General features: G+C 68.1%; 17 protein-coding genes. 8 read left to right on the forward strand and 9 right to left on the reverse strand.

The genetic code is table 11. The features are described from left to right. Positions 1-49: 49 nt before the first annotated feature. The 4 genes from ELEN_RS11590 to ELEN_RS11600 all read right to left on the reverse strand — a co-directional run bounded on the left by ELEN_RS11590 (position 50) and on the right by ELEN_RS11600 (position 4,643). Positions 50-1,789 carry an ABC transporter ATP-binding protein gene (locus ELEN_RS11590; RefSeq protein ID WP_015761080.1) on the reverse strand — a complete coding sequence of 580 codons (1,740 nt, stop codon included), beginning with the start codon at positions 1,787-1,789 and terminating at the stop codon, positions 50-52. Next, a complete protein-coding gene (locus tag ELEN_RS11595) occupies positions 1,786-3,615 on the reverse strand; it encodes an ABC transporter ATP-binding protein (protein WP_015761081.1) in 1,830 nt (609 codons plus the stop codon). Before ELEN_RS11595 ends, ELEN_RS11590 begins: the two co-directional genes overlap by 4 nt. Before the next feature lie 132 nt (positions 3,616-3,747). Continuing rightward, positions 3,748-3,939, reverse strand: coding sequence for a cysteine-rich KTR domain-containing protein (locus tag ELEN_RS15955; protein WP_057385171.1), 192 nt, complete (start codon positions 3,937-3,939; stop codon positions 3,748-3,750). Further along, complete coding sequence (locus ELEN_RS11600; protein ID WP_015761082.1) at positions 3,936-4,643, reverse strand: TetR/AcrR family transcriptional regulator; 708 nt, start codon at positions 4,641-4,643, stop codon at positions 3,936-3,938. Before ELEN_RS11600 ends, ELEN_RS15955 begins: the two co-directional genes overlap by 4 nt. Before the next feature lie 404 nt (positions 4,644-5,047). Here ELEN_RS11600 and ELEN_RS11605 point away from each other — a divergent pair, with 404 nt between their 5' ends. Then, on the forward strand, positions 5,048-6,154 hold the full coding sequence (locus ELEN_RS11605) for a 2-aminoethylphosphonate--pyruvate transaminase (RefSeq protein ID WP_015761083.1): 1,107 nt from the start codon (positions 5,048-5,050) through the stop codon (positions 6,152-6,154). A gap of 1 nt (position 6,155) precedes the next feature. Next, complete coding sequence (phnX, locus tag ELEN_RS11610; RefSeq protein ID WP_015761084.1) at positions 6,156-6,929, forward strand: phosphonoacetaldehyde hydrolase; 774 nt, start codon at positions 6,156-6,158, stop codon at positions 6,927-6,929. Here phnX and ELEN_RS11615 read toward each other — a convergent pair. The 4 genes from ELEN_RS11615 to ELEN_RS11630 all read right to left on the reverse strand — a co-directional run bounded on the left by ELEN_RS11615 (position 6,913) and on the right by ELEN_RS11630 (position 11,781). Continuing rightward, entirely contained in the window at positions 6,913-8,676 is a 1,764-nt protein-coding gene (locus ELEN_RS11615) for an ABC transporter ATP-binding protein (RefSeq protein WP_015761085.1), read from the reverse strand. The two genes, phnX and ELEN_RS11615, sit on opposite strands and share 17 nt — an antisense overlap. Before the next feature lie 9 nt (positions 8,677-8,685). After that, positions 8,686-10,512: an ABC transporter ATP-binding protein gene (locus ELEN_RS11620; protein ID WP_015761086.1), complete on the reverse strand. Its 1,827-nt coding sequence runs from the start codon at positions 10,510-10,512 to the stop codon at positions 8,686-8,688. A gap of 281 nt (positions 10,513-10,793) precedes the next feature. Beyond that, a complete protein-coding gene (locus ELEN_RS11625; RefSeq protein WP_081434204.1) occupies positions 10,794-11,492 on the reverse strand; it encodes a TetR/AcrR family transcriptional regulator in 699 nt (232 codons plus the stop codon). Between the two features lie 67 nt (positions 11,493-11,559). Next, positions 11,560-11,781: a hypothetical protein gene (locus ELEN_RS11630; RefSeq protein WP_015761088.1), complete on the reverse strand. Its 222-nt coding sequence runs from the start codon at positions 11,779-11,781 to the stop codon at positions 11,560-11,562. A 411-nt stretch (positions 11,782-12,192) separates the two neighbouring features. Here ELEN_RS11630 and ELEN_RS11635 point away from each other — a divergent pair, with 411 nt between their 5' ends. Genes ELEN_RS11635 through ELEN_RS11650 form a run of 4 tightly spaced genes read left to right on the forward strand, consistent with a single transcriptional unit; the run spans position 12,193 to position 16,055 of the window. Continuing rightward, positions 12,193-12,822 (forward strand): MptD family putative ECF transporter S component, encoded by a 630-nt coding sequence (locus ELEN_RS11635; protein ID WP_015761089.1) that lies wholly within the window; start codon positions 12,193-12,195, stop codon positions 12,820-12,822. Between the two features lie 3 nt (positions 12,823-12,825). Then, positions 12,826-13,569 (forward strand): energy-coupling factor transporter transmembrane component T, encoded by a 744-nt coding sequence (locus ELEN_RS11640; RefSeq protein WP_035586505.1) that lies wholly within the window; start codon positions 12,826-12,828, stop codon positions 13,567-13,569. A 1-nt stretch (position 13,570) separates the two neighbouring features. After that, entirely contained in the window at positions 13,571-15,115 is a 1,545-nt protein-coding gene (locus ELEN_RS11645; protein ID WP_015761091.1) for an ABC transporter ATP-binding protein, read from the forward strand. Then, entirely contained in the window at positions 15,102-16,055 is a 954-nt protein-coding gene (locus tag ELEN_RS11650; protein WP_015761092.1) for a helix-turn-helix domain-containing protein, read from the forward strand. The genes ELEN_RS11645 and ELEN_RS11650 overlap by 14 nt, the downstream gene beginning before the upstream one ends. 43 nt (positions 16,056-16,098) lie before the next feature. Here the strand turns inward: ELEN_RS11650 and ELEN_RS11655 are convergent, their stop codons facing one another. Next, the gene (locus ELEN_RS11655) at positions 16,099-16,692 is read right to left on the reverse strand and encodes a TetR/AcrR family transcriptional regulator (RefSeq protein WP_015761093.1); all 594 of its coding nucleotides are present in this window, start codon (positions 16,690-16,692) and stop codon (positions 16,099-16,101) included. 228 nt (positions 16,693-16,920) lie between these two features. Here ELEN_RS11655 and ELEN_RS11660 point away from each other — a divergent pair, with 228 nt between their 5' ends. Both ELEN_RS11660 and ELEN_RS11665 read left to right on the forward strand, forming a co-directional pair. Beyond that, positions 16,921-18,954: an ABC transporter ATP-binding protein gene (locus ELEN_RS11660; RefSeq protein WP_015761094.1), complete on the forward strand. Its 2,034-nt coding sequence runs from the start codon at positions 16,921-16,923 to the stop codon at positions 18,952-18,954. A gap of 1 nt (position 18,955) precedes the next feature. Next, entirely contained in the window at positions 18,956-20,737 is a 1,782-nt protein-coding gene (locus ELEN_RS11665; RefSeq protein WP_015761095.1) for an ABC transporter ATP-binding protein, read from the forward strand. Positions 20,738-20,763: the final 26 nt, after the last annotated feature.

The following is a 20,763-nucleotide window of genomic DNA, read 5'->3' on the forward strand; positions in this document are numbered from 1 at the left end:
GGGCAGGGCCCATCGCCCCGCCCGCCTTCCGGCCCGTCCCGCCAGCTGGCTAGGCCGCGCCCACCTTCCAGCCGAGGGCTTTCTCGCGCATGCGCACGAAGTCCTCGTAGATGCCGCCTTCGGCCATGAGCTCGTCGTGCGTGCCGCGCTGCACGATGCGCCCGCCGTCGAGCACGAGGATCTGGTCGGCATGCCGCACGGTCTTCAACCGGTGCGCGATCATCACCACGGTCTTGCGCCGGGTCAGCTCCTCGATGGCGGCCTGCAGCTCGTCCTCGTTCTCCGGGTCCACGTTCGCCGTAGCCTCGTCCAACAGCACGATGGGCGCGTCCTTCAGCAGCGCTCGCGCGATGGAGATGCGCTGCTTCTCGCCGCCCGACACCGTCGCCCCGCCCTCGCCCAGCATCGTGGCGTAGCCCTCCGGCAGCGCCTCGACGAAGTCGTGGCAGCGCGCGGCCCGCGCCGCGGCCACCACCTGCTCGTGCGTGGCATCGGGACGGCCGAACTTGATGTTGTTCTCAATGGTGTCGTTGAACAGGTAGACGTCCTGGAACACCATGGCGAAGTGCGCCATGAGCTCGTCGAGCTTCCAGTCGCGCACGTCCTCGCCGCCCAGCGACACCGTGCCCGCGTCCACGTCCCAGAAGCGGGCCATAAGGTTCACGAGCGTGGTCTTGCCCGACCCGGACGGCCCCACGATGGCGCAGCTGGTGCGCTCGGGGATGCTCAGCGACACGTCGTCGATCACCGTGCGCTCGCCGTAGGAGAAGCTGGCGTGCGCGAACTCTATCGCATGCCCCGGCGCGCTGCGCACCGTGCCGCGCTCGTCCATGTACGGCGCGGAATCGGCTTCCTCCACGCGATCGATGGACGCCTCCACCATGGGGAGCATGAACGACAGGGAGCCCGCCCCCTCCAGCTGCCCGTACACGAGGAAGCCGCCGATCACCATCAGCAGGCACACGAACAGCGACATCGTCCCGCCCAGGAAGAACACGATGGACGCCGCGATGGCCGCCACCGCGAACAGGCGCAGCACCACCTGCTGGGCGATGGTGTAGGGAATGCTCTTCTTCTCCAGCTTGAAGTTCTGACGCTCCGTCTCGTCGATGGTGTCCTCGATGGACGTGCCCGCGCGCCCCGACAAGCTGAACGCCTTGATTACGCTCATGCCCTGGATGTACTCGAGCACCGCGTCCACCAGCCTCATCTGGGCCGCCAGACGCTCGGGCGAGTACTTCCGCGACATGGCCAGCATGCGCGAGTTCACCAGCAGCATGGCAACCACGCCCGCCAGGAAGATGAGGCCGATCCTCCAATCGATGATCATGAAGCCGAGCGAGAACACGAGCGCATGCAGGACGCCCGCCAGGATGCGCACGACGATGGCGCCGGCCATGGACTCGAGATCCTCCATGGTGGACGTGCAGATGGCGGTCAGGTTGCCCAGGCTGCGGTCGTTGAAGTAGCCCATGGGCATGTACTTCATGCGCTCGCCGATGGAGATGCGCTTGTCGTCCAGCATGAGGTAGCACGCGCGCATCTCCAGCTTGTGGCTGAAGTAGTGCAGGACGGCCTGCAGCGCCACCGAAAGCGCCACCAACCCCAGCGCCGTCCACGCCACAGCGGGCGTCATCGTGCCGTCCACGAGGTGCAGCAGCACGAGGAACAGCGGAAAGAACTGGATGGCCTCGGCGATGCAGCGCAAGAACTCCAGCACGACGGACAGGTACCAGGCGCGCCGATGCTCGCCCGAGAATCGGAAGAACTTCTTGAATATCTTGATCATGCGACGTCCCTCACAGACTCGTGCGCGGCCCACATGCTCGCGTACAGCGGACAGGTTTCCAGCAAGTTCTCGTGCGTGTCGCAGGCCACCACGCGCCCGTCGTCCATCACGGCGATGGCGTCGGCATGCGTGACGGTGGAAAGCCGGTGCGCGATGACGACGAGCGTCTTGTTGCGCGCCAAGCGCGCCACGGCGTCCTGGACGACCGCCTCGTTCTCGGGGTCGGTGTACGCCGTGGCCTCATCGAGGATGACGATGGGCGCGTCCTTCATCATGGCGCGCGCGATGGCGATGCGCTGGCGCTCGCCGCCCGACAGATGCCCGCCGGCACCGCCCACCACGGTCTGGTAGCCGTGCTCCAAAGCCGTGATGAACTCGTGGCAGCCGCTCGCCTTCGCGCAGGCTGTCACCTCCTCGTCGGTGGCGTCGGGACGCCCCATGCGGATGTTCTCCATCACCGTGTCGTCGAACAGGTAGTTGTCCTGGGCCACGTAGGCTATCGCGTCGGCCACCTGCGAAAGCGGCATGTCGCGCACATCGGAGCCGCCGATGCGCACGGCCCCGCCCGCAGCCTCCCACTGCGAGGCGATGAGCTTCGCGACGGTGGACTTGCCCGAACCCGACGGCCCCACGAGCGCGACCATGGATCCGGGGGCGATCGAAAGCGTCACGCCCTTGAGCACGGGCACGTCGCCGTAGGAGAACGTCACGTCGTCAAGCTCGATGCGCGAGCCTCGCACCGGGCACGGGCGCGTCGGACGGTTCATCTCGGGCTGGTCGAGCACCGTGCCGATCTCGCCCACGATGGTGGATATCTTGGCGATGTCGTCGGTGAACATGATGGCCGAGAACAAAGGCCCGATGATGCCCAGCGACAGCACGATCACGGTGATGAACGTGGCAGCCGAGAGCGACCCGTCCATGAACAGGAAGCAGCCCACGGGCAGCACGCCCAGCAGCACGCTGGGCCACACGCTCATCATGATGGCCGTCCACGGCAGCGTGGTGCGCGACCAGTCCATCATGAGCCCGGAGTTCGCCTTCACCGCATCGGTGAACTTGGCGTAGGACGAGGCGCTGCGTCCGAACGCCTTGATTACCTCGATGCCGCCGATGTACTCCACGATGGTGGCGCCCATGTGGTTCTTCGCGGCCACCACGCGCCCGTACTTCTCGGCGTAGTCGCGCATCTCCACCGCATAGCACAGCATGCCGATGGGAATGGTGACGAGCGACGCCAGCCCCATGCGCCAATCCAGCGCGAAGATGACGGCGATGATGCCCAGCGGCACCAGCAGGTTCGCCGTCATCTCGGGCACCACGTGGGCCAGCGGCACCTCCAGCTGTTCGGCGCGCTCCACGAACGGCGCCTTCAGCTTGCCCGAGGGGGTTTCCAGCACGTAGCCCAGCGGCATGCGGTCGAGCTTGGCGGCCAGCGCGCGGCGCACTTCCGACAGCACGGCGAACGTGGCACGGTGCGAGGTGGTGGTGGAGGCGCCCGACAGGAACGCCTTCGCCACCTGCCCGGCCGCGGCGAGCGCGCACCAGCCCAGGTAGAATGCGAGGTCGGTGGTTCCGGCTATGAGCGCTGTGGCGATGTTGGCCACGGCGACGTAGGGCAGGAAGCCGCACGCCACGCCCGCCACGGCCAGCAGGATGGACTTGAAGTAGAGCCCCCGATGGGGCGCTGCCAGCGATCGCAAGCGCGCGAAGGGCTTCGTCGCGGCAGGTTCCGCGGACGCGGCGCGCGGGTTCGGGAGCGGGGCCTTCTCGGCGGGCACGGCAACCGCATCGGCTGCCGCGACCCCGCCTGCACTATCCGTCATGAGGACGTCTCCTTCTCTTCGAAGCAGGCCGGGCGCATGAAAAGAGCCGCACCGCAGGCTCCTTCCGGAAGTCCCTGCGGTGCGGCTCTGCGTCGAATGCGTCTGGCTCTGCGCGGGTCGTTCTATGTCGTTCTATGTCGTTGTACGCGCGTCCGATCGACGCGCCTCCCCCTCCGGCCGCCGATCCACCACCGTTTCGCGATGGCATTTCGGGCAGTACAGGGGGAACCGGACCAGGTGCGTGTCGGCACGCACCTTCGTCCTCGTCTTGGCGCCGCACACCGGGCAGCGAACCCAGCCTTCGGCGTCGACGAGGCACCTCATGGCGCACCCCCGCGCGCTTCGACGAGGCGAGCGGCCACGTCCTGCACGGGCGCATCGGGCATCTGCGCGGCCAGGTCGACCAACGCCGCGAACTGCGGGTCGAAGATGGCCTGCCAGCCCGCGCGGAAGAACAGGCACAGGCGCTCGACGTAGGCCTTCGCCTCGTCGCGCCCCATGTCGTGCGCAACGGCCTCGAAGATGCCCGAGAAGCAGGCGCTCGATATCATGTGCATGAGCTCGGGCGTCAGCCGCCCCGCCGTCACGGCGTCGCTGCCGACGGCTTCGATGTAGCGGTAGGTCGTCGCGCTGTTCAACTCCACCACGCGGTGCATGAACTCGTCGTAGCGCTCGCCGCCGTTGGTCACGAGGATCTTGAACTCGGCCAAGTGGTCGTAGATGTAGTCCATCATGAGCCCTATGCCCTGGTCGGCATAGTCGTTCATCGTAGACTGCTGCACGTCAGCGGGCAGCTTGCCGAAGCCGTCGAACTCCTCGGTGAAGAACAGGCACAGCTCTTCGATCACCGGGTCGACCACGGCCGCATACAGCGCCTCCTTGTCGGCGTAGCGCACGTAGATGGCCCCTTTGCTCGACCCGGCACGTTCGGCGATGGCGCGCAGCGACGCGGCTTCGTAGCCCTTCTCCAGGAACTCCTCGCGCGCAGCCGCCAGCAACCGCTCGGTCACGCCCTCGATCCGCTTCACGCCTTCGCACCTCCTCGAGCTTCCGCCTCGGGCACCTCCTCGCAGGGCGCACCCGCCGCCATCAAAACCAACGGTCTCAAACCGACGGTTCGAATTATAGTGAGCACCTCTTCTTATGTCAACTGTGGCTAACTTATTTTCCCGGAGGCTTCGCACGACGCGTCGGGAGGGGGCGGATCGCACCGCAGCGGCTTCGCGCCGAGCGGCGACGCATCACCCGCCTCGGCGCCCGGCGCGGCAACCGCCCTGCGCGACCTCGAGCCGGACGCGGAAGCGGCCTAGCGCCCCGTCCCGCCTCTCCTGCGAATTTGCGCGATCTTTACCCGCGGTTGACGAGGGCCAAACGTTCCAAACGCAGAATACGGTGCGAAGAAAACCCGCTTTCGCCATCGGAGGAGATCGCTTTGGAGCTTACCTACAAGCTGCTGACGCCCGGCCCGCTCACCACCACGCGCTCGGTGAAGGAGCAGATGCTGTTCGACCACTGCACCTGGGACGACGACTACAAACGCATCACGCAGGACATCCGCGCCCACCTGCTGCGCCTCGCCCACGTCGCGCCCGAGCGCTACACGGCCGTGCTCATGCAGGGCAGCGGCACGTTCGGCAACGAATCCGTGCTGACGAGCGTGGTCGGCGACGACGAGCGCGTGCTCGTCTGCGCGAACGGCGCCTACGGCGACCGCCTCGCCGAGATCTGCCGCCAGGCGGGCGTGCCCGTCACCGTGTACGCCGAGCCCTACGACACCCCCGTCGACGCGCAGCGCATCGCCGCGCACCTGGCCGCCGACCCCTCCATCACGCACGTGGCCATGGTGCACAACGAAACGACGTCGGGCCTGGTCAACGACATCGAGGCCGCAGGCGCCGTGGCCAAGCGCGCAGGGGCGGCGTTCATCGTCGACGCCATGTCCAGCTTCGGCGGCATCGACATCCCCGTGGAGGACTGGGGCATCGACTTCATCGTGAGCAGCGCGAACAAGTGCATCCAGGGGGTGCCCGGCTTCTCCTTCGCCATCTGCCGTCGCGACCTGCTGGAAGGCAGCCGCGGCAAGGCGCGCAGCCTGTCGCTCGACCTGTACGCCCAGTGGCAGACCATGGAGCGCGACGGCGGGAAGTGGCGCTTCACCTCGCCCACCAACGCGGTGCTCGCCTTCGCCCAGGCCCTGCGCGAGCTGGAGGAGGAGGGCGGCGTGAGCGCGCGGGCGGCGCGGTACGCCGAGAACAACCGGCTGCTCATCGAGCGCATGCGCGCGCTGGGCTTCGAGCCCTACCTCACCGAGAACCAGGGGCCCATCATCACCACCTTCGCGCACCCGGCCGACGCGGCGTTCACCTTCCGCGAGATGTACGACTACGTCAAGGCGCGCGGGTACGTCATCTACCCGGGGAAGCTCACGGACGGCGACACCTTCCGCATCGGCACCATCGGCGAGATCTACCCGGCGGACATCCTCAACGTGACGAGCATCCTCGGCGAGTTCGTCGCAACGAAGCGCAAGGAGGCGTAGCATGGTTGAAGCGGTCATCTTCGACTGGGCGGGCACGACGGTCGATTACGGGTGCTTCGCGCCCGTGCAGGCGTTCGCCGACGTGTTCGAGCACCACGGCGTGAAGCCCACGATGGAGGAAACGCGCGCGCCCATGGGCATGCTGAAAATCGACCACATCAGGGAGATGCTGCGCATGGAGCGCATCGCCTCCGCATGGGAGCGCGTGCACGGCAAGCGGCCCGACGAGGACGACGCGCAGGCCCTGTACGCCCTGTTCGAGGGCAAGCTGCTGTCCATCCTCCCCCGCTTCGCCGAGCCGAAGCCCCACGTGCTGGACACGGTGGCCGAGCTGCGCGCCGCGGGCGTGCGCATCGGCGCCACCACCGGCTACACCGACAAGATGATGGCCATCGTGGCGCCCGCCGCCCGCGAGCGCGGCTACGCGCCCGACTTCTCCATCACCCCCGACGCCACGCACGGCAAGGGCCGCCCGTGGCCCTACATGGTGTTCCGCAACCTGGAGGCCCTCGGCGTGAGCTCGGTGCAGGCGGCCGCCAAGGTGGGCGACACCGCCTCGGACATGCGCGAGGGCAAGGCGGCGGGCGTGTTCACCATCGGCGTGATCGAGGGCAGCTCCGAGCTGGGGCTTGCGCAGGAGGAGTACGAGGCCCTGAGCCCGGCCGAGCGCGACCGGGCGCGCGACCGGGTGGAGGCCCGCTTCCGCGCAGCCGGGGCCGACGCCGTGGTGCGCACCCTGGCCGAGCTCCCGCAGCTGCTCAGGCAGGAGCGTTAGCGCAGGTCGCAGCCCCGCCCAGCTTCCAGCCGATCGCACGCTCGCGCATGCCCACGAAATCGGCGTAGAGACCTCCTTCGGCCATGAGCGCATCGTGCGTGCCGCGCTGCACGATGCGCCCGCCGTCGAGCACGACGATCTGGTCGGCATCGCGCACGGTCTTCAGGCGATGCGCGATCATGATGACCGTCTTGCTGCGCGTCAGCTCGGCGATGGCGCGCTGCAGGTCGCGCTCGTTCTCCGGGTCGACGTTGGCGGTGGCCTCGTCGAGGATGACGATGGGCGCGTCCTTCAGGATGGCGCGCGCGATGGAGAGGCGCTGGCGCTCGCCGCCCGACAGCGTGGCGCCGCCCTCCCCCAGACGCGTGGCGTAGCCCTCGGGCAGCCCCTCCACGAACTCGTGGCAGCACGCGCGGCGCGCGGCCTCCACCACCTCTTCGTGCGTGGCGTCGGGCCGGCCGAACTTGATGTTGTTCTCGATGGTGTCCTCGAAGAGGTACACGCCCTGGAACACCATGGAGAAGTTGCCCAGCAGCTCGTCCACCTTCCAGTCGCGCACGTCGACGCCCCCCAGCGTGATGCGCCCGGCGTCGACGTCCCAGAACCGTGCGATGAGCTGCGTCAGCGTGGTCTTCCCCGAGCCGCTCGGCCCCACGATGGCGCACGTGGTGCGCGCGGGGATGGCCAGCGACACGCGGTCGATCACCGTGCGGTTCTCGTAGCCGAACGACACGTCGCGCAGCTCGATGTCGAGGCCGTCGGCCCGCTCGACCCCGGCCCCCTCGTCCATGGCCGGCGTGGCGATCATGGCGTTCACCTTGTCCATGCAGATGTCGATCTGGCGCAGCAGGCTGGCGAACGTGCCGGACATCTCCAGCTTCCCGTACACCATGAACGACGCCACGATGGCCACGAGGCACACGCCCGCGTCCATCGTGCCCGCGATCCAGCACCACACGCACACGAGGCACATGAGCACGCTCGACGTCTTGGTCAGCACGGTTTGCAGCACGGCGAAGCGGATGAACTTGAACTCGAACGACACGTTCATGCGCTCGCATTCGGCGATGGCGCCCGACAGCTTCCGCTCGGCGTCGCCCGTCATCGAGAACGCGCGCACCACGCCCATGCCCTGCACGTATTCCAGCACCGCGCCCACGATGGCGCTCTGCGCGGCCATGCGCTGGCCCGACAACGCGCGCGCGCTCCGCTGCATCGCGCTGTTGATCAGCAGGAACAGCGCGATGGTCGCGATCACCACGGCGCCGAGCCGCCAATCGAAGACCAGCAGCATGAGCGCCATGAGCCCCGAGAACACGAACCCCGAGATGACGTTCGAGTACACCTGGCCCCCGGCGTTCTGCACGTCGTCCAGCGTGTTGGTCATCGTGCCCGAGATGGCGCCCAGGCTGTTCTCGTTGAAGTAGCCCATGGGAAGGTAGCGCATCCGGTCGCCGATCTGCAGGCGCTTCTCGCCCGTCATGGAGAAGTTCCCCTTGCAGAAGTTCTCGCTCTTGAAGTGCGAGGTGACGAAGCAGCCCGCGATGCTGCCCAGCATGATGGCGAGTGCCGTCCACATCGTGGCCTCGGAAAGCGTCCCGTCCGCCAGCGCGAACAGCACGACGGCGAACGCCATCATCTGCCACGCCTCGAAGAACGAGTTCAGCACCGACCACGCCATGCCGCGCTTGAGGTGTCCGGCGAAGCTGCCTCCGAACGCGAAGTACTTCTTGATGGTATCGAGCATGCGAGCCTCCTATGCCGCGTCTTTGGCGTCGATGTGGGCGCGGTACATGCCCGCGTACAGCGGGCAACCGGCCATGAGCTCGTCGTGCGTGCCCTGGGCCTCGATGCGCCCGTCGCGCACGACGACGATCTTGTCGGCATCGACGATGGTGGACAGGCGGTGCGCGATGACGACGAGCGTCTTGCCCGCCACCAGCTTGCCCACGGCCTGCTCGATGATCGCCTCGTTCTCGGGGTCGGTGTACGCCGTGGCCTCGTCGAGCATGACCACGGGCGCGTCCTTGAGCATGGCGCGCGCGATGGCGATGCGCTGGCGCTCGCCGCCCGAGAGGTGGCCGCCCGCGCCGCCCACCACCGTCCGGTAGCCGTGCTCGAGCGCCTCGATGAACTCGTGGCAGCCGCTCGCCTTCGCCACGGCCACCACCTCCTCGTCGGAAGCGCCCGGCCTGCCCATGCGGATGTTCTCCATCACCGTGTCGTCGAACAGGTAGTTGTCCTGCTCGACGTACGAGATGCAGCCCGCAAGCTGCTCGGCCGAGAGCTCGCCCACCGGCACGCCGCCAAGGCGCACCGTGCCGGCGTCCGCGTCCCAGAACCCGGCGATCAGGCGCGCGAGCGTCGACTTGCCCGACCCGGACGGCCCGACGAGCGCCGTCACCTGCCCCGGCTCGATGGCCAGGTCCACGCCGTGGACGACCTCCTCGCGCCCGTAGGAGAAGCGCACGCCCTCGAGCTCGATGCGCGTGCCGCGCGGCTGCGCCAGGGCCTCGGCGCCGACCGACGCCGAGGCGCGGCGCTGCTCCGGCTCGTCGAGGATGGCGGTGATCTGCTCCACCACCGTGCCGATCTGCGCGAGCGAGTCGATGAAGCTCATGGCCGCGTACAGCGGCGGGAAGATGGACAGCGACAGCACGGCGACCATCACGAGCGTGGCCGGCTCGAGCGTGCCCTGCAGGATGAACAGGCATCCCACCGGCAGCACCGTCACCAGCGTGGCCGGCCAGATGGCCAGGCCCAGGTCCTGGAAGATCTGCACGTGGTGCATCCAGTCGATGAACGAGCGCGCGTAGCGGCCCACCGTCTCCGAGAACTTCTCGTAGGAGCTGGCCGACCGGCCGAACGCCTTGATCACCTCGATGCCGTTCACGTACTCGACCGCCGTGGTGCTCATGTCCTCGCCGGCCTGCACCGTTTTCGCGTACCACCGGTCGTAGTCCTTCATCATGCCCATGTAGGCCACGAACCCGATGGGCAGCGTGACGAGCGCCACGAGCGCCATGCGCCAGTCGAGCGCGAACATGAACGCCACCACGGCAACGGGCACCAGCAGGTTCGACGTCATCTCGGGCACCACGTGCGCCAGCGTCGTCTCGATGCTGTCCACCTTCTCCACCATGATGTTCTTGAGCTTGCCCGAAGGCGTGTCCAGCACGTAGCCCAGTGGCACGCGCGTGAGCTTGTCGGCGATGCGCCGGCGCACCTTGCTGATGGTGGAGAAGGTGGCCTTGTGCGACACGGCGGTCGAGGCGTGGTGGCACACGATGTAGCCGGCGTAGCCCGCCGCCGCCACGCCGCACCACATGAGGTAGAAGCCGAAGTCGCGCACCCCGCCCAGCACGCCCACGATCATCTGCCCCGCCGCCACGTACGGCACGATGCTGCCCGCCACGCCGATCACGGCCAGCAGCACCGACAGCGCGTAGCGGCCCCTGTTCTCCTCCGACCACGCCAGCAGCAGCGCCACCGGGTTCGGCTCCCGCTTCTCCGCGGACGCCGGGCCCCGCTCGGGCGCGCCGACGCAGGCATCGTCCGCAACAACCGCGTTTCCCGCATCCATACGCATTCCTTTCCGAAAGTTACCTCAGGCTTACATTCGGAAGTATAACACCGTTATATAACATTGTTACAACTTTTTCGCCCCGATATGGACCGTGCAGGGACGGACGGGCGCGCGATGTAGCGATTCGGCGAGGATCACAGCGGAAGGAAGGGCGAACGAGCGCGCGCGCCGTTGCGCGAGCACGTCCCGTTGCGCACGCGCGTCCCGTTGCGCGAGCGCGCATCCGCCGTCGTGAAGGGAACAGATGTTTCACGTGAAACATCGGGGCGACCCGAGGATCACGACGGCTGGGGGCTCATGATCGTCTCGTAGCCGGCGTGGAAGAAGCGCTCGAAATCGGCGACGAACGCGTGGGCCGCCTCGCGCGACAGGCCCAGCAGCAGCGGCTCGAAGTAGCCGCGGAAGAACATGCCGGCCAGGATGCGCGACATCTCGGGCGTGGGCTCGACGACCCCGATACCGTGCTCGCGCATCTCGCGCACGTAGCGGGCGGTGCTCCGCACTTCAAGCTCGATGAAGCGGTCGAGGTAGCGCTCCCACGCGGTGCCGGCCGATCTCGCGAACACGAGGACGAACGCGTCGCGGTTGTCGTAGACGAAGTCGAGCAGATCGTGCATCATGCGCTCTTCGTAGACCCTCATCCGCTCGAACGTCTGGGCCTCGAGAGGCTGCTCGTAGAACCGGTCCTGGGCGCCCTCGTAGCGGGCGTACAGCTCGTCGGCGGCCGGGGCCACGACGGCGTCGAACAGGGCCTCCTTGCCGGAGAAGTACCCGTAGATGGCGCCCGTGGTCATATCGGCAGCCGCGGCTATCGAGCGCAGCGAAGCTCCGGCGAACCCCTTCTCCATGAACTCCGCGACGGCGCACGACATGAGCCGGCCGCGCGCATCGCGCCGCTCGCTTCCCGCCGTTTCGCCTGCAGGCGTCTTGTGGTTGCGCATGGTCCCCCGCCCGGTCTCGTCCGTCGCTGCAGCCATGATACCCCAAAGCGGCTGCGCGGCGCGACGGCGATGCCGGAAGCGCGGCCTATCGGCACGAGCGCGCTCACGCCTCCCAGCGCAGATGGCTCTCGCGCGTGGCGCAGACGAGCGACGCGCGCCCCGCCTGCTGCACGCGGCGGAAGAGCACCGGCTTCAGCCGCCCGCGCTCCACGAGACGATCGAGCACTCGCTCCAGGTCCGGGCCTGCGAGGCCGAACCGGTCGCGCAGCTCGGCGTAGGAATACGTCCGACCCTCTTCAAGCGACTTGTGCACGCCGACAACCATAGGTACCGCCTTCCATCTTCGATGACGACGCCCATGATACCACATTGTTAGCCAATGCTAACTTTAAAGGAGTGAGCTCCTCAAGGTAACGCGAATCCTCCGCATCCCGCCTCCTCGCGACCCGACCTCGCCGCGCACTCCCTCCTCGACCCCCTCTCGCCCCCTCCTGCTCCGAACGGTCGGCTGCTCGGGCTTGCGACGGCTTTTCGGAGCTGCACAACCCCTATGCAATGCCGTATCATGCCAATGGTTCGCTTAGGTTAACTTTTACTCCGGAGATCGTGAGCCGGCGAACCGGACGCCGGGTCCGTGCAAGCGCACGTCCGCACGTCCCGTATCCCCATCTCCATCGACCCTCGACATCGGCCGGGCACGCACCTGCGCGCTTCGGCAAGAAAGGCTGGACCAACCATGAAGACGACCTCGTCCGGAGCCGCGCTGGGCTCCTCGCCCGCCTCCGCAGGCGGAAGGCTGAACGGCAAGGACTTCATCAACATCGGCATATTCACCGCCATCTACTTCGTCATCGTGTTCGCGGTGGCGTGCCTGGGCTTCATTCCCATCTTTATGGTGCTCATCTGCGGCATCATCCCACTCGTCGCGGGCATCCCCTACATGCTGTACCTCACCCGCGTGAAGAAGTTCGGCATGATCACCATCATGGGGCTGCTCGTGGGCATCATCATGTTCGTCACGGGCATGGGCTACTTCAGCATCGTCACCGGATTGGTATGCGGCCTGATCGCCGACCTCATCGTGCGCGCTGGGGGCTACGCCAACGCGAAGATGAGCGTGTTGTCGCACGGCGTGTTCAGCTGCTGGATGATCGGCAACTTCCTGCCCATGCTGCTCACGGCCGACAGCTACTACGCCACCATGCGCGGGCAATTCGGCGACGCCTACGTCAACGAGCTCATGGGCTACCTGCAGCCGTGGGCGTACCCGGCCATGTTGATCGCGTGCTTCGTCACCGGCATCGTCGGCGGGTTCATCGGCCTCAAGGTGCTGGGGAAGCACTTCAAGCGTGCGGGCATCGCGTAGGGCATGGCCGTGGAACTGCTGCAGACCGGGGCCGTGGAGCGCACCGTGCGCCTGGATCCTCGCACCAAGCTCGTGCTGCTCGTTTCAGTGTCGACCGCGCTGTTGGTAGGCGGGAGCGGTCCGGTCATGGACGCGGCGCGCGTGCTCATGCTGCTGGCTCCCTTCGCGCTGCTGGCCGTGTCGGGCCGCATCGGCGCGGCGGCGGGGCTGTTGGTCGCCTACGCGGCATCGTGGAGCCTCACCGCGCTCGCGGTGCCCCTGGTCGAAGGGCCCTTGAACTTCGCTATCGTGGCCTCGTGCATGATCGCCTCGCGCTTTCTGCCCACCATCGCCACGGCGTACTTCGTGTTCGCCACCACCACGGTGTCGGAGTTCATGGCCGCAGCCGAGCGCGTACATGCGCCGCAATGGCTGGTCATCCCGCTGTCGGTGCTGTTCCGCTTCTTCCCCACCCTCGGCGAGGAGGCGCGCGCCGTGGGCTCCGCCATGCGCATGCGCAACCTGAGGCTGGGCAAGGCTGGTCCGGTATCGCTCGTGGAGTACCGCCTGGTGCCGCTCATCTCGTGCGCCGTGCAGATAGGCGAGGACCTGTCGGCCGCGTCGCTGACGCGCGGGCTGGGCGCGCCCGTCAGGCGGACGAACATCTGCGACATCGGCTTCGGCGCGGCGGACGTCGTCGTGTGGGCGGCGTGCGCCGTGTCGGTAGGGCTGCTCGTGGCGAGCAGCCTCGGTTGGATAGGGGCTTGAGATGGACGTCGAGGGAAACCGAAGCGCGGGCTCGACCAGCGAGCCCACACTCGTCATGGAAGACGTTTCGTTCTCCTACGCGAACGGGCGGGAGGGTGCCGGCGTGCGCCGCGTCGACCTGCAAGCGGCGTCCGGCGAGGTGGTGCTGCTGTGCGGCCCGTCGGGCTGCGGCAAGACCACGCTCACCCGCCTGGCCAACGGCCTCGCGCCCCACTACTACGAGGGCCGCGTGGAAGGACGAGTGCGCGTGGGCGGGCTGGACGCGGCCGACGCACCGCTGCACGACACGGCACGCCTCGTAGGCTCGGTGTTCCAGAACCCGAAGTCCCAGTTCTTCAACGTCGACGTGCGCGGCGAGCTGGCCTTCGGCTGCGAGAACCAGGGCATGGAGCGCGCCGAGATCGAACGGCGCATCGACACCGCATCCACGGCGTTCGAGCTGGAGCCGCTCATGGGGCGGAGCCTTTTCGACCTGTCCGGCGGGCAGAAGCAGCGCATCGCCTGCGCCAGCGCCACCGCCGCCGGGCCACGGCTGGTGGTGCTGGACGAGCCGTCTTCGAACCTGGATTTCCCCTCGATGGCGCACCTGCGCGCCGCCGTCGAGCGCTGGAAGCGCGAGGGCTGCGCGGTGCTGGTGGCGGAGCACCGGCTGCACTACCTGACCGACCTCGTCGACCGGGCCTACTACCTGCGCGACGGGGCGGTCGAGCGCCAGTGGAGCGGAACCGAGCTGCGCTCGCTCGACGACCGGGAGCTGGAAGAGCTCGGGCTGCGAACGCTGCGGCTCTCCGCGGCGTTCGTGCAGCCCCCGGCAGCGGCCGAGCCCGCAGAGCCTGCCGGAACGTTCGCGCTCGACGGCTTCTCTTTCTCCTACCGCCGCGGCGCGCGCTCGCGCTGCGCGCTCGACATCCCGCACGCGCAGCTGCCGCGACGCGCCGTCGTGGCCGTGATCGGCGCGAACGGCGCCGGCAAGTCCACGTTCGCCAACGCGCTGTGCGGCCTCAACCGCTGCAAGGGAACCCTCACCGTCGACGGACGCGCCCGCTCGCGCCGTACGCGCGCAGGCAGCTGCTTCCAGGTGATGCAGGACGCAAACCATCAGCTATTCGCCGAGAGCGTGCTGGACGAGGTGCTGCTGAGCATGGCGAAGCCCGACGAGGAAGCAGCGCATCGCCTGTTGGCCGCGCTCGACCTCGACGAGCGCGCGGCCGACCACCCGCTCTCGCTGTCGGGAGGGCAGAAGCAGCGGACGTGCATCGCGTCCGCCCTGGCCAGCGAACGCGAGGTGATCGTATACGACGAGCCCACGAGCGGGCTCGACCTCCACCGCATGAGGCAGGTCGCCCGGCTGATCCACGACGTGCGGCGTCGCGGGGCGGCGCAGCTCGTGATCACCCACGATCCCGAGTTCATCATGGCCTGCTGTTCGTGGGTGGTGCGCCTCGAGGACGGGGGTATCATGGAATCCTATCCGCTCGACGCGGCGGGAACGCGTCGGCTGAGCGGGTTCTTCATGCACGAAGGAGCTTTGGATGAAAAGCCTTGAGTACCTGGCCACGCGCAACGCCGGCCGCTTCGATATCGTCGAGAAGGACGGCCCGCGCACCGTGTTCCGGCTCGCGCTGGACAACGGAGCGTCCGGCATCGTAGAGGACTGGGAGCTGTTCGAGGGCGTGAACCTCACGTTCAACGACATCCCGCATGGCTCGCTGACCTGGAAGAGCAGCGAGCCTCGTTCGCTTCATATCGAATGGTGCCAGCAGGGCCGCGGCGAGATAGCCAGCGCCAACGGCAAAAGCTACTTCATCCACGAAAGAGAATGCGCGGTGCACGACCAGCGCATCATCAAGCGGCAAATGCGCTACCCCATGCCCCGTTACGTGGGGCTGACGCTCAGCATCGAGTACGAGACCGGCAGCTCCACGCTCAGGGCGCACGACGCGACGGGCGGCGTCGACTTCAACGCGCTGCGCGAGCGCTATGCTGGCGGGGACGGATGCCGCATCTTCCTGCCCGACGACACTCTGGCATCCCTGCTGGCCTCGTTCTACCGCATCGACGATCGGGCGCGCATCGAGCGCATGCGCCTGAAGGCCCTCGAGCTGGTCGCGCTGCTCGACGCCACCGAGCGCCCCGTGTGGAAGACGTTTCCCTATTGCACCCACGATCATGCGCTCGCCCTCGAACGCGCGCTCGACCTGCTCGGCAGCAACCTGGACGAAGACCTCGCGCTCGAAGATGCGGCGCGCTGCGCGAACATGGGCCTCTCCACGTTCAAGCAGCGCTTCCTGCACGCCTATGGGCTGTCGCCCATGGCGTACCGCCGCCAATGCCGCGTCGAGGAAGGCGCGCGTCTGCTTGCGGGGAGCCGCGAGAGCGTCGCCAGCGTCGCGGCGCGCGTGGGCTACCGCAACCCCAGCAAGTTCGCCGCCGCCTTCGTCGAGCGCTTCGGCGCGACCCCCTCGGCCTGGCGCGCCCGCGGCTGACGTTCGGACGCCCGCCGCACCATGCAGGGCTGCGGCGGGCGGCTTAGCCCTTCCGGCCGAACAGCTCGTCGCAGATGGCTTCGATGACGGCGTCGACGGCGGCGTCGAGGGCCTCCGCGTGCATGAGGCTCCGGTCGAGCAGCATGAGCGCGATGCCCTTCTGGAGGTTCGCCACCACGCGCCAGTCCGCATCGGGACGCACGCCCTCGAGGCGCTCCATGATCCGGCCCATCGTGACGCGATCGACCTCGGGATCGAAGCTGTGCTCGTCGGGCCAACGCCGGGAGAGGTAGGCGAAGTCCTCGGCGGTGGCGTAGCGGTAGATGTTGCGATCGCTGTACCACAGCGATCGCAGCCACGTGCGCATGGCGTCGCGGCCCAGGCGGCCGCCCTCCTGCTCGCACAGCTCCTCGAACAGGTCCATGACCGCGCGGCGATTCGCCTTCACGATGGAGTACGCGAACTCCTCCTTCGAGGGGAAGAAGCTGTAGAACGTGCCTTTGGCGATGCCGACCCGGCTCGCCACGTCCTCCACGCGCAAGCTGCGGACGCCCTTCTCGACGATGAGGTCCCACCCGGCGTCGAACATGCGGCGGCGGAGCTCCTCGCGGTCGGCCTCGGTGAATATCGCGGGCATGGCCCCTCCTTTCGCGCAGGCGCGCCCTGCGACGCCCGGGCGCGCTTGGATCCTCCCCGTCATTCTACCGCGAACCGCATACGCGAACCGCACACAAAATGACCGCTGTTGATAATTTGGTCATTTTCTTCTTGCCGGAATAGTTATCCTACGCTAACATCTAAATGACCGAATTCTCAATTCCGGTCATTTTATCGGAGCGGACAAGCGGAAGCAGGAGGAAGGCCCATGGCGACGCCCGCGTGCAAACCAGCGCTCAGAACCGTGTTCTCAAGCGCCCAACGGGAGTTCTACGAATCGCTGGCGGCGGGAGGGGGCGCGCGGGCAAGCACGGGCGCCGCAGACGAGGGCGCACCGCCGCCCGCCGCAGCGCCCGAGGGGTCGCAGGCCCCTGCGGCCGTCCCCTCCCCTGCCGCCCCCGCCGCGGGCCCAGCCGCACCCGGTGCCCGGCCTGCCGCCGAGCCCCCGGCCAAGAACGCCCGCCCCAAGCAGGGCCTCGCACGGCTCATGGAGCTTGCGGGCAGCCGGGCGCGCCCGCTCGCAGGCGCCTGCGCGCTGGCCGTGCTCTCGGCGGCGGCGCGGCTCGCGCCGTACTTCACCATCTACCTCATGGTGCGCGCCATCATCCTGAACTGGAACGACCTGGGCGCGCTCGACCTGCCCTTCCTCTGGGGCCTCGCGTTTGCCACGGTGGGCGCGGCCGTCCTGCACGGCGCAACGGGCTACCTCTCCATGATGCTCGCCCACCGGGCCGCCTTCGACGTGCTGTACGAAGTGCGCCTGCAGCTCATGGACAAGCTCGCCCGCATCCCGTCAGGCTATTTCAACCAGGTGCGCCAAGGGGAGATCAAGAAGGTGCTCAACGACGACGTGGAGAAGATCGAGGGGTTCATCGCCCACAACCTCTCCGACACGGTGTGCGCCGTCGCCCTGCCGCTGCTGACCATCGCCGCCCTCGCGTTCGTCGATTGGCGGCTGGCGTTGCTGCTGGTGGTTCCCATCGTCGTTTCGTTCCTCCTGCTGGGCAGCGCGCTGGGAAGCCCCGAGGGCGCGGCATGCCAGCGGGCCATGGCGCAAAGCCGGGAGAAGCTCAACGGCACCACGGTCGAGTTCGTGCACGGCATGCCGGTGGTCAAGGTGTTCAACCGCAGCTTGGCCGCATTCGGGCGCTTCGAGGCGGACGCACGCGAGTTCGTGGGCAACATCAAGTGGGCCACCTGGTTCAACGCCCGCGGCATGGGCAAGCTGTACGCCGCCGCGGGGACGCAGATGCTCCTGCTGCTGCCCGCCGTGCTCATCATCCTGCCCACGGCGGCGTCCTACGCCGACTTCCTTTCGACGGCGTTGCTGTTCTTCCTGGTGGGAGGCGGCATGAAGGAGCCGGTCATGCAGATGATCACGCAGGCCCTCGGCGTGAACGGCATCAACGCCTCCGTCGCGCGCATCGACGAGGTGCTGGCCGAGCCCGAGCTCTCGCAACCCGAGCACCCGGTCGAGCCCACGGCGTTCGATCTGGCGTTCGAACACGTCACGTTCTCCTACGACGGGAAGAAGAACGCCGTGGAAGACGTCACCTTCCGCGTTCCCGCGGGCTCCGTCGTGGGCCTCGTGGGCCCGTCGGGCGGCGGGAAGTCCACCCTCGCGGCGCTCGGCCTGCGCTTCTTCGACCCGCAGGAGGGCCGCATCGCGCTCGGCGGCGTCGACCTGCGGGACATCGCGCCCGAGCGCCTGACCGAGCTGGCCTCCTCGGTGTTCCAGGATTCGTTCGTCCTCGACGACACCGTGGAGAACAACATCCTCATGGGCTCGTCCGCGCCGCACGAGCGCGTGGTCGCCGCCGCCGAAGCCGCCAGCATCGCCGACGTGATCGACGCGCTGCCCCAGGGATACCGAACCGTCGTCGGCGCAGACGGCACGCGGCTCTCAGGAGGCGAGGCCCAGCGCCTCGCCATCGCCCGCGCCATGCTGCGCGACACGCCCCTCATCATCCTCGACGAGGCCACGGCCTACGCCGACGCCGAGAACGAGGCGAAGATACAAGATGCGTTCGCCCAGTTGGCCGCCAGGAAAACCGTGCTAGTCATCGCCCACCGCATGAAAACCGTGCGCACCGCCGACCTCATCGTCGTCGTGGACGAGGGGCGCGTGGTCGGCACGGGCACGCACGACGACCTCATGGACGCCTGCCCGCTCTACCGCTCGATGGTGGACGCGGACGAGCGCAAGGACGCGTGGACGCTCACCGTCGGAAAGGAAGGATGACATGGGACGCCTGAAAGAAAGCATCGACCGGCTCACCTTCGGCAACCCGCGACGCTGCGTGCGCTTCGTGCTGTGGCGCTTCCTCGACTCGCTCGTGACGTCCGTGCCGTCCGTGGTCATGGTGGTGGCCACCTGGCTGCTCGTGCAGCCGATCGTCCATCCGGGCGCCGCGCTCGACTTCGTCGCGCTGTGGGCCTGCGTCGCGGTGCTGGCGGCGCAGGTGCTGGCCTCCTACGCCACGTCGCACAAGGTCTACGTGCTGTCGTGCGCCGGCACGGCCGACGCCGTGCTCGACGCGCGGCTGGCCATGGGCGAGAAGCTGCGCCGGCTGCCGCTCGGGTTCTACCAGCGCCACGACGCGGGGGACATCGACAGCGTGCTGCTGCGCGATTACGAGACGGTGGAGAACTACGGCGCCGAGGTGCTGTCGCAAGCGGGCATGATCGCGGCGAAGACCACGCTGTCGGCCGTGGTGCTGGCCTTCTTCGACTGGCGCCTGGCCCTGGCCACCTTCGCGGTGGTGCCCTGCGCGCTGCCCTTCCTCTGGAAGGGGTTCAACGCGATGGCGCAGAGCAGCGGGCGCTTGACGAAAGCCTCCCAGGAATGCTCGTCGCGCACCATCGAGTACGTGGCAGGCATCCGCACGCTCAAAGCGTTCAACCTCGCAGGCACCCGCTTCGACTCGCTGCGCGCCAGCTTCGAAGAGCTGAGGAAGGCATCGCTCGGCAAGGAGGAGGCCAGCCGACCGGTGGGCGTGTTCGGCCGCGCGCTGCTGCTCGCCGGCGCCGGCGTGGTCATGCTGGCCGGATGCGCGCTGCTCCAAGCGCAGGCGGTGCATCCGTTCGTGCTGCTCATGTTCCTGCTCTTGGCGCTCGGCATCTACGAGCCCATCGTGACCCTGTTCTACTTCCTGTCCGATTTCGGCAACGCGGACGCCGCGGGAAAGCGCATCGAGCGCCTGCTCGCCGAGCCCGAGCTTCCCGAGCCGCCCGCGGAGGCGCCGGCCGCGCCACACGGGCACGGCATCGCGTTCGACGACGTGAGCTTCTCCTACGGCGGCGACGAACGCGCGCTGGAACACGTGAGCCTGACCATCCCCGAGGGAGGCCTCACGGCGCTCGTGGGACCCTCGGGTTCGGGCAAGTCGACGGTGGCGAAGCTGGCCGCGCGCTTTTGGGACCCGCAGGCGGGGACGGTGACGCTCGGCGGGGCGGACCTCGCGCGCAGGGCCGCCGACGACGTGCTGGCCGGCACGAGCGTGGTGTTCCAGGACGTGTACCTGTTCCACGACACCGTGGCCGAGAACATCCGCATGGGCCGCGCCGACGCCACCGACGAGGACGTGCGCGAGGCGGCGCGCCTGGCCGCCTGCCTCGATTTCATCGAGGCGCTGCCCGACGGCTTCGACACCGTGGTGGGCGAAGGCGGCTGCACGCTGTCGGGCGGCGAGAAACAGCGCATCTCCATCGCCCGCGCGCTGCTGAAGGACGCGCCGGTCGTGCTCCTGGACGAGGCCACCAGCTCGCTCGATCCCGCCAACGAGGTGGCCGTCCAGCAGGCGATCGCCGAGCTGGTGAAGCGCAAGACCGTGATGGCCATCGCGCACCGCCTGCAATCCGTGCGCGATGCCGACAACATCGTGGTGCTCGACAGCGGCCGCGTGGAAAGCCAGGGAACCCACGACGAGCTGCTCGCACGCAGCCCCCTGTACGCCGCCCTCTGGGCGGAGCAGCAACGGGCCAACGGCTGGAAGATCAAGCCCGAGGCAAGCCCGCGACCCTAGGCCCCCGCCGCCGCGCCGCGCGCGAA

It is taken from the genome of Eggerthella lenta DSM 2243 (assembly GCF_000024265.1).
Classification (GTDB): Bacteria; Actinomycetota; Coriobacteriia; order Coriobacteriales; family Eggerthellaceae; genus Eggerthella; species Eggerthella lenta.

Bases quoted from the DNA above. Each gene is read 5' to 3' on its own strand.
- ELEN_RS11590 (WP_015761080.1), bottom strand. From the start codon at position 1,789: ATGATCAAGATATTCAAGAAGTTCTTCCGATTCTCGGGCGAGCATCGG.
- ELEN_RS11595 (WP_015761081.1), bottom strand. From the start codon at position 3,615: ATGACGGATAGTGCAGGCGGGGTCGCGGCAGCCGATGCGGTTGCCGTG.
- ELEN_RS15955 (WP_057385171.1), bottom strand. From the start codon at position 3,939: ATGAGGTGCCTCGTCGACGCCGAAGGCTGGGTTCGCTGCCCGGTGTGC.
- phnX (WP_015761084.1), top strand. From the start codon at position 6,156: ATGGTTGAAGCGGTCATCTTCGACTGGGCGGGCACGACGGTCGATTAC.
- ELEN_RS11615 (WP_015761085.1), bottom strand. From the start codon at position 8,676: ATGCTCGATACCATCAAGAAGTACTTCGCGTTCGGAGGCAGCTTCGCC.
- ELEN_RS11620 (WP_015761086.1), bottom strand. From the start codon at position 10,512: ATGGATGCGGGAAACGCGGTTGTTGCGGACGATGCCTGCGTCGGCGCG.
- ELEN_RS11625 (WP_081434204.1), bottom strand. From the start codon at position 11,492: ATGGCTGCAGCGACGGACGAGACCGGGCGGGGGACCATGCGCAACCAC.
- ELEN_RS11630 (WP_015761088.1), bottom strand. From the start codon at position 11,781: ATGGTTGTCGGCGTGCACAAGTCGCTTGAAGAGGGTCGGACGTATTCC.
- ELEN_RS11635 (WP_015761089.1), top strand. From the start codon at position 12,193: ATGAAGACGACCTCGTCCGGAGCCGCGCTGGGCTCCTCGCCCGCCTCC.
- ELEN_RS11640 (WP_035586505.1), top strand. From the start codon at position 12,826: ATGGCCGTGGAACTGCTGCAGACCGGGGCCGTGGAGCGCACCGTGCGC.
- ELEN_RS11645 (WP_015761091.1), top strand. From the start codon at position 13,571: ATGGACGTCGAGGGAAACCGAAGCGCGGGCTCGACCAGCGAGCCCACA.
- ELEN_RS11650 (WP_015761092.1), top strand. From the start codon at position 15,102: ATGAAAAGCCTTGAGTACCTGGCCACGCGCAACGCCGGCCGCTTCGAT.
- ELEN_RS11655 (WP_015761093.1), bottom strand. From the start codon at position 16,692: ATGCCCGCGATATTCACCGAGGCCGACCGCGAGGAGCTCCGCCGCCGC.
- ELEN_RS11660 (WP_015761094.1), top strand. From the start codon at position 16,921: ATGGCGACGCCCGCGTGCAAACCAGCGCTCAGAACCGTGTTCTCAAGC.
- ELEN_RS11665 (WP_015761095.1), top strand. From the start codon at position 18,956: ATGGGACGCCTGAAAGAAAGCATCGACCGGCTCACCTTCGGCAACCCG.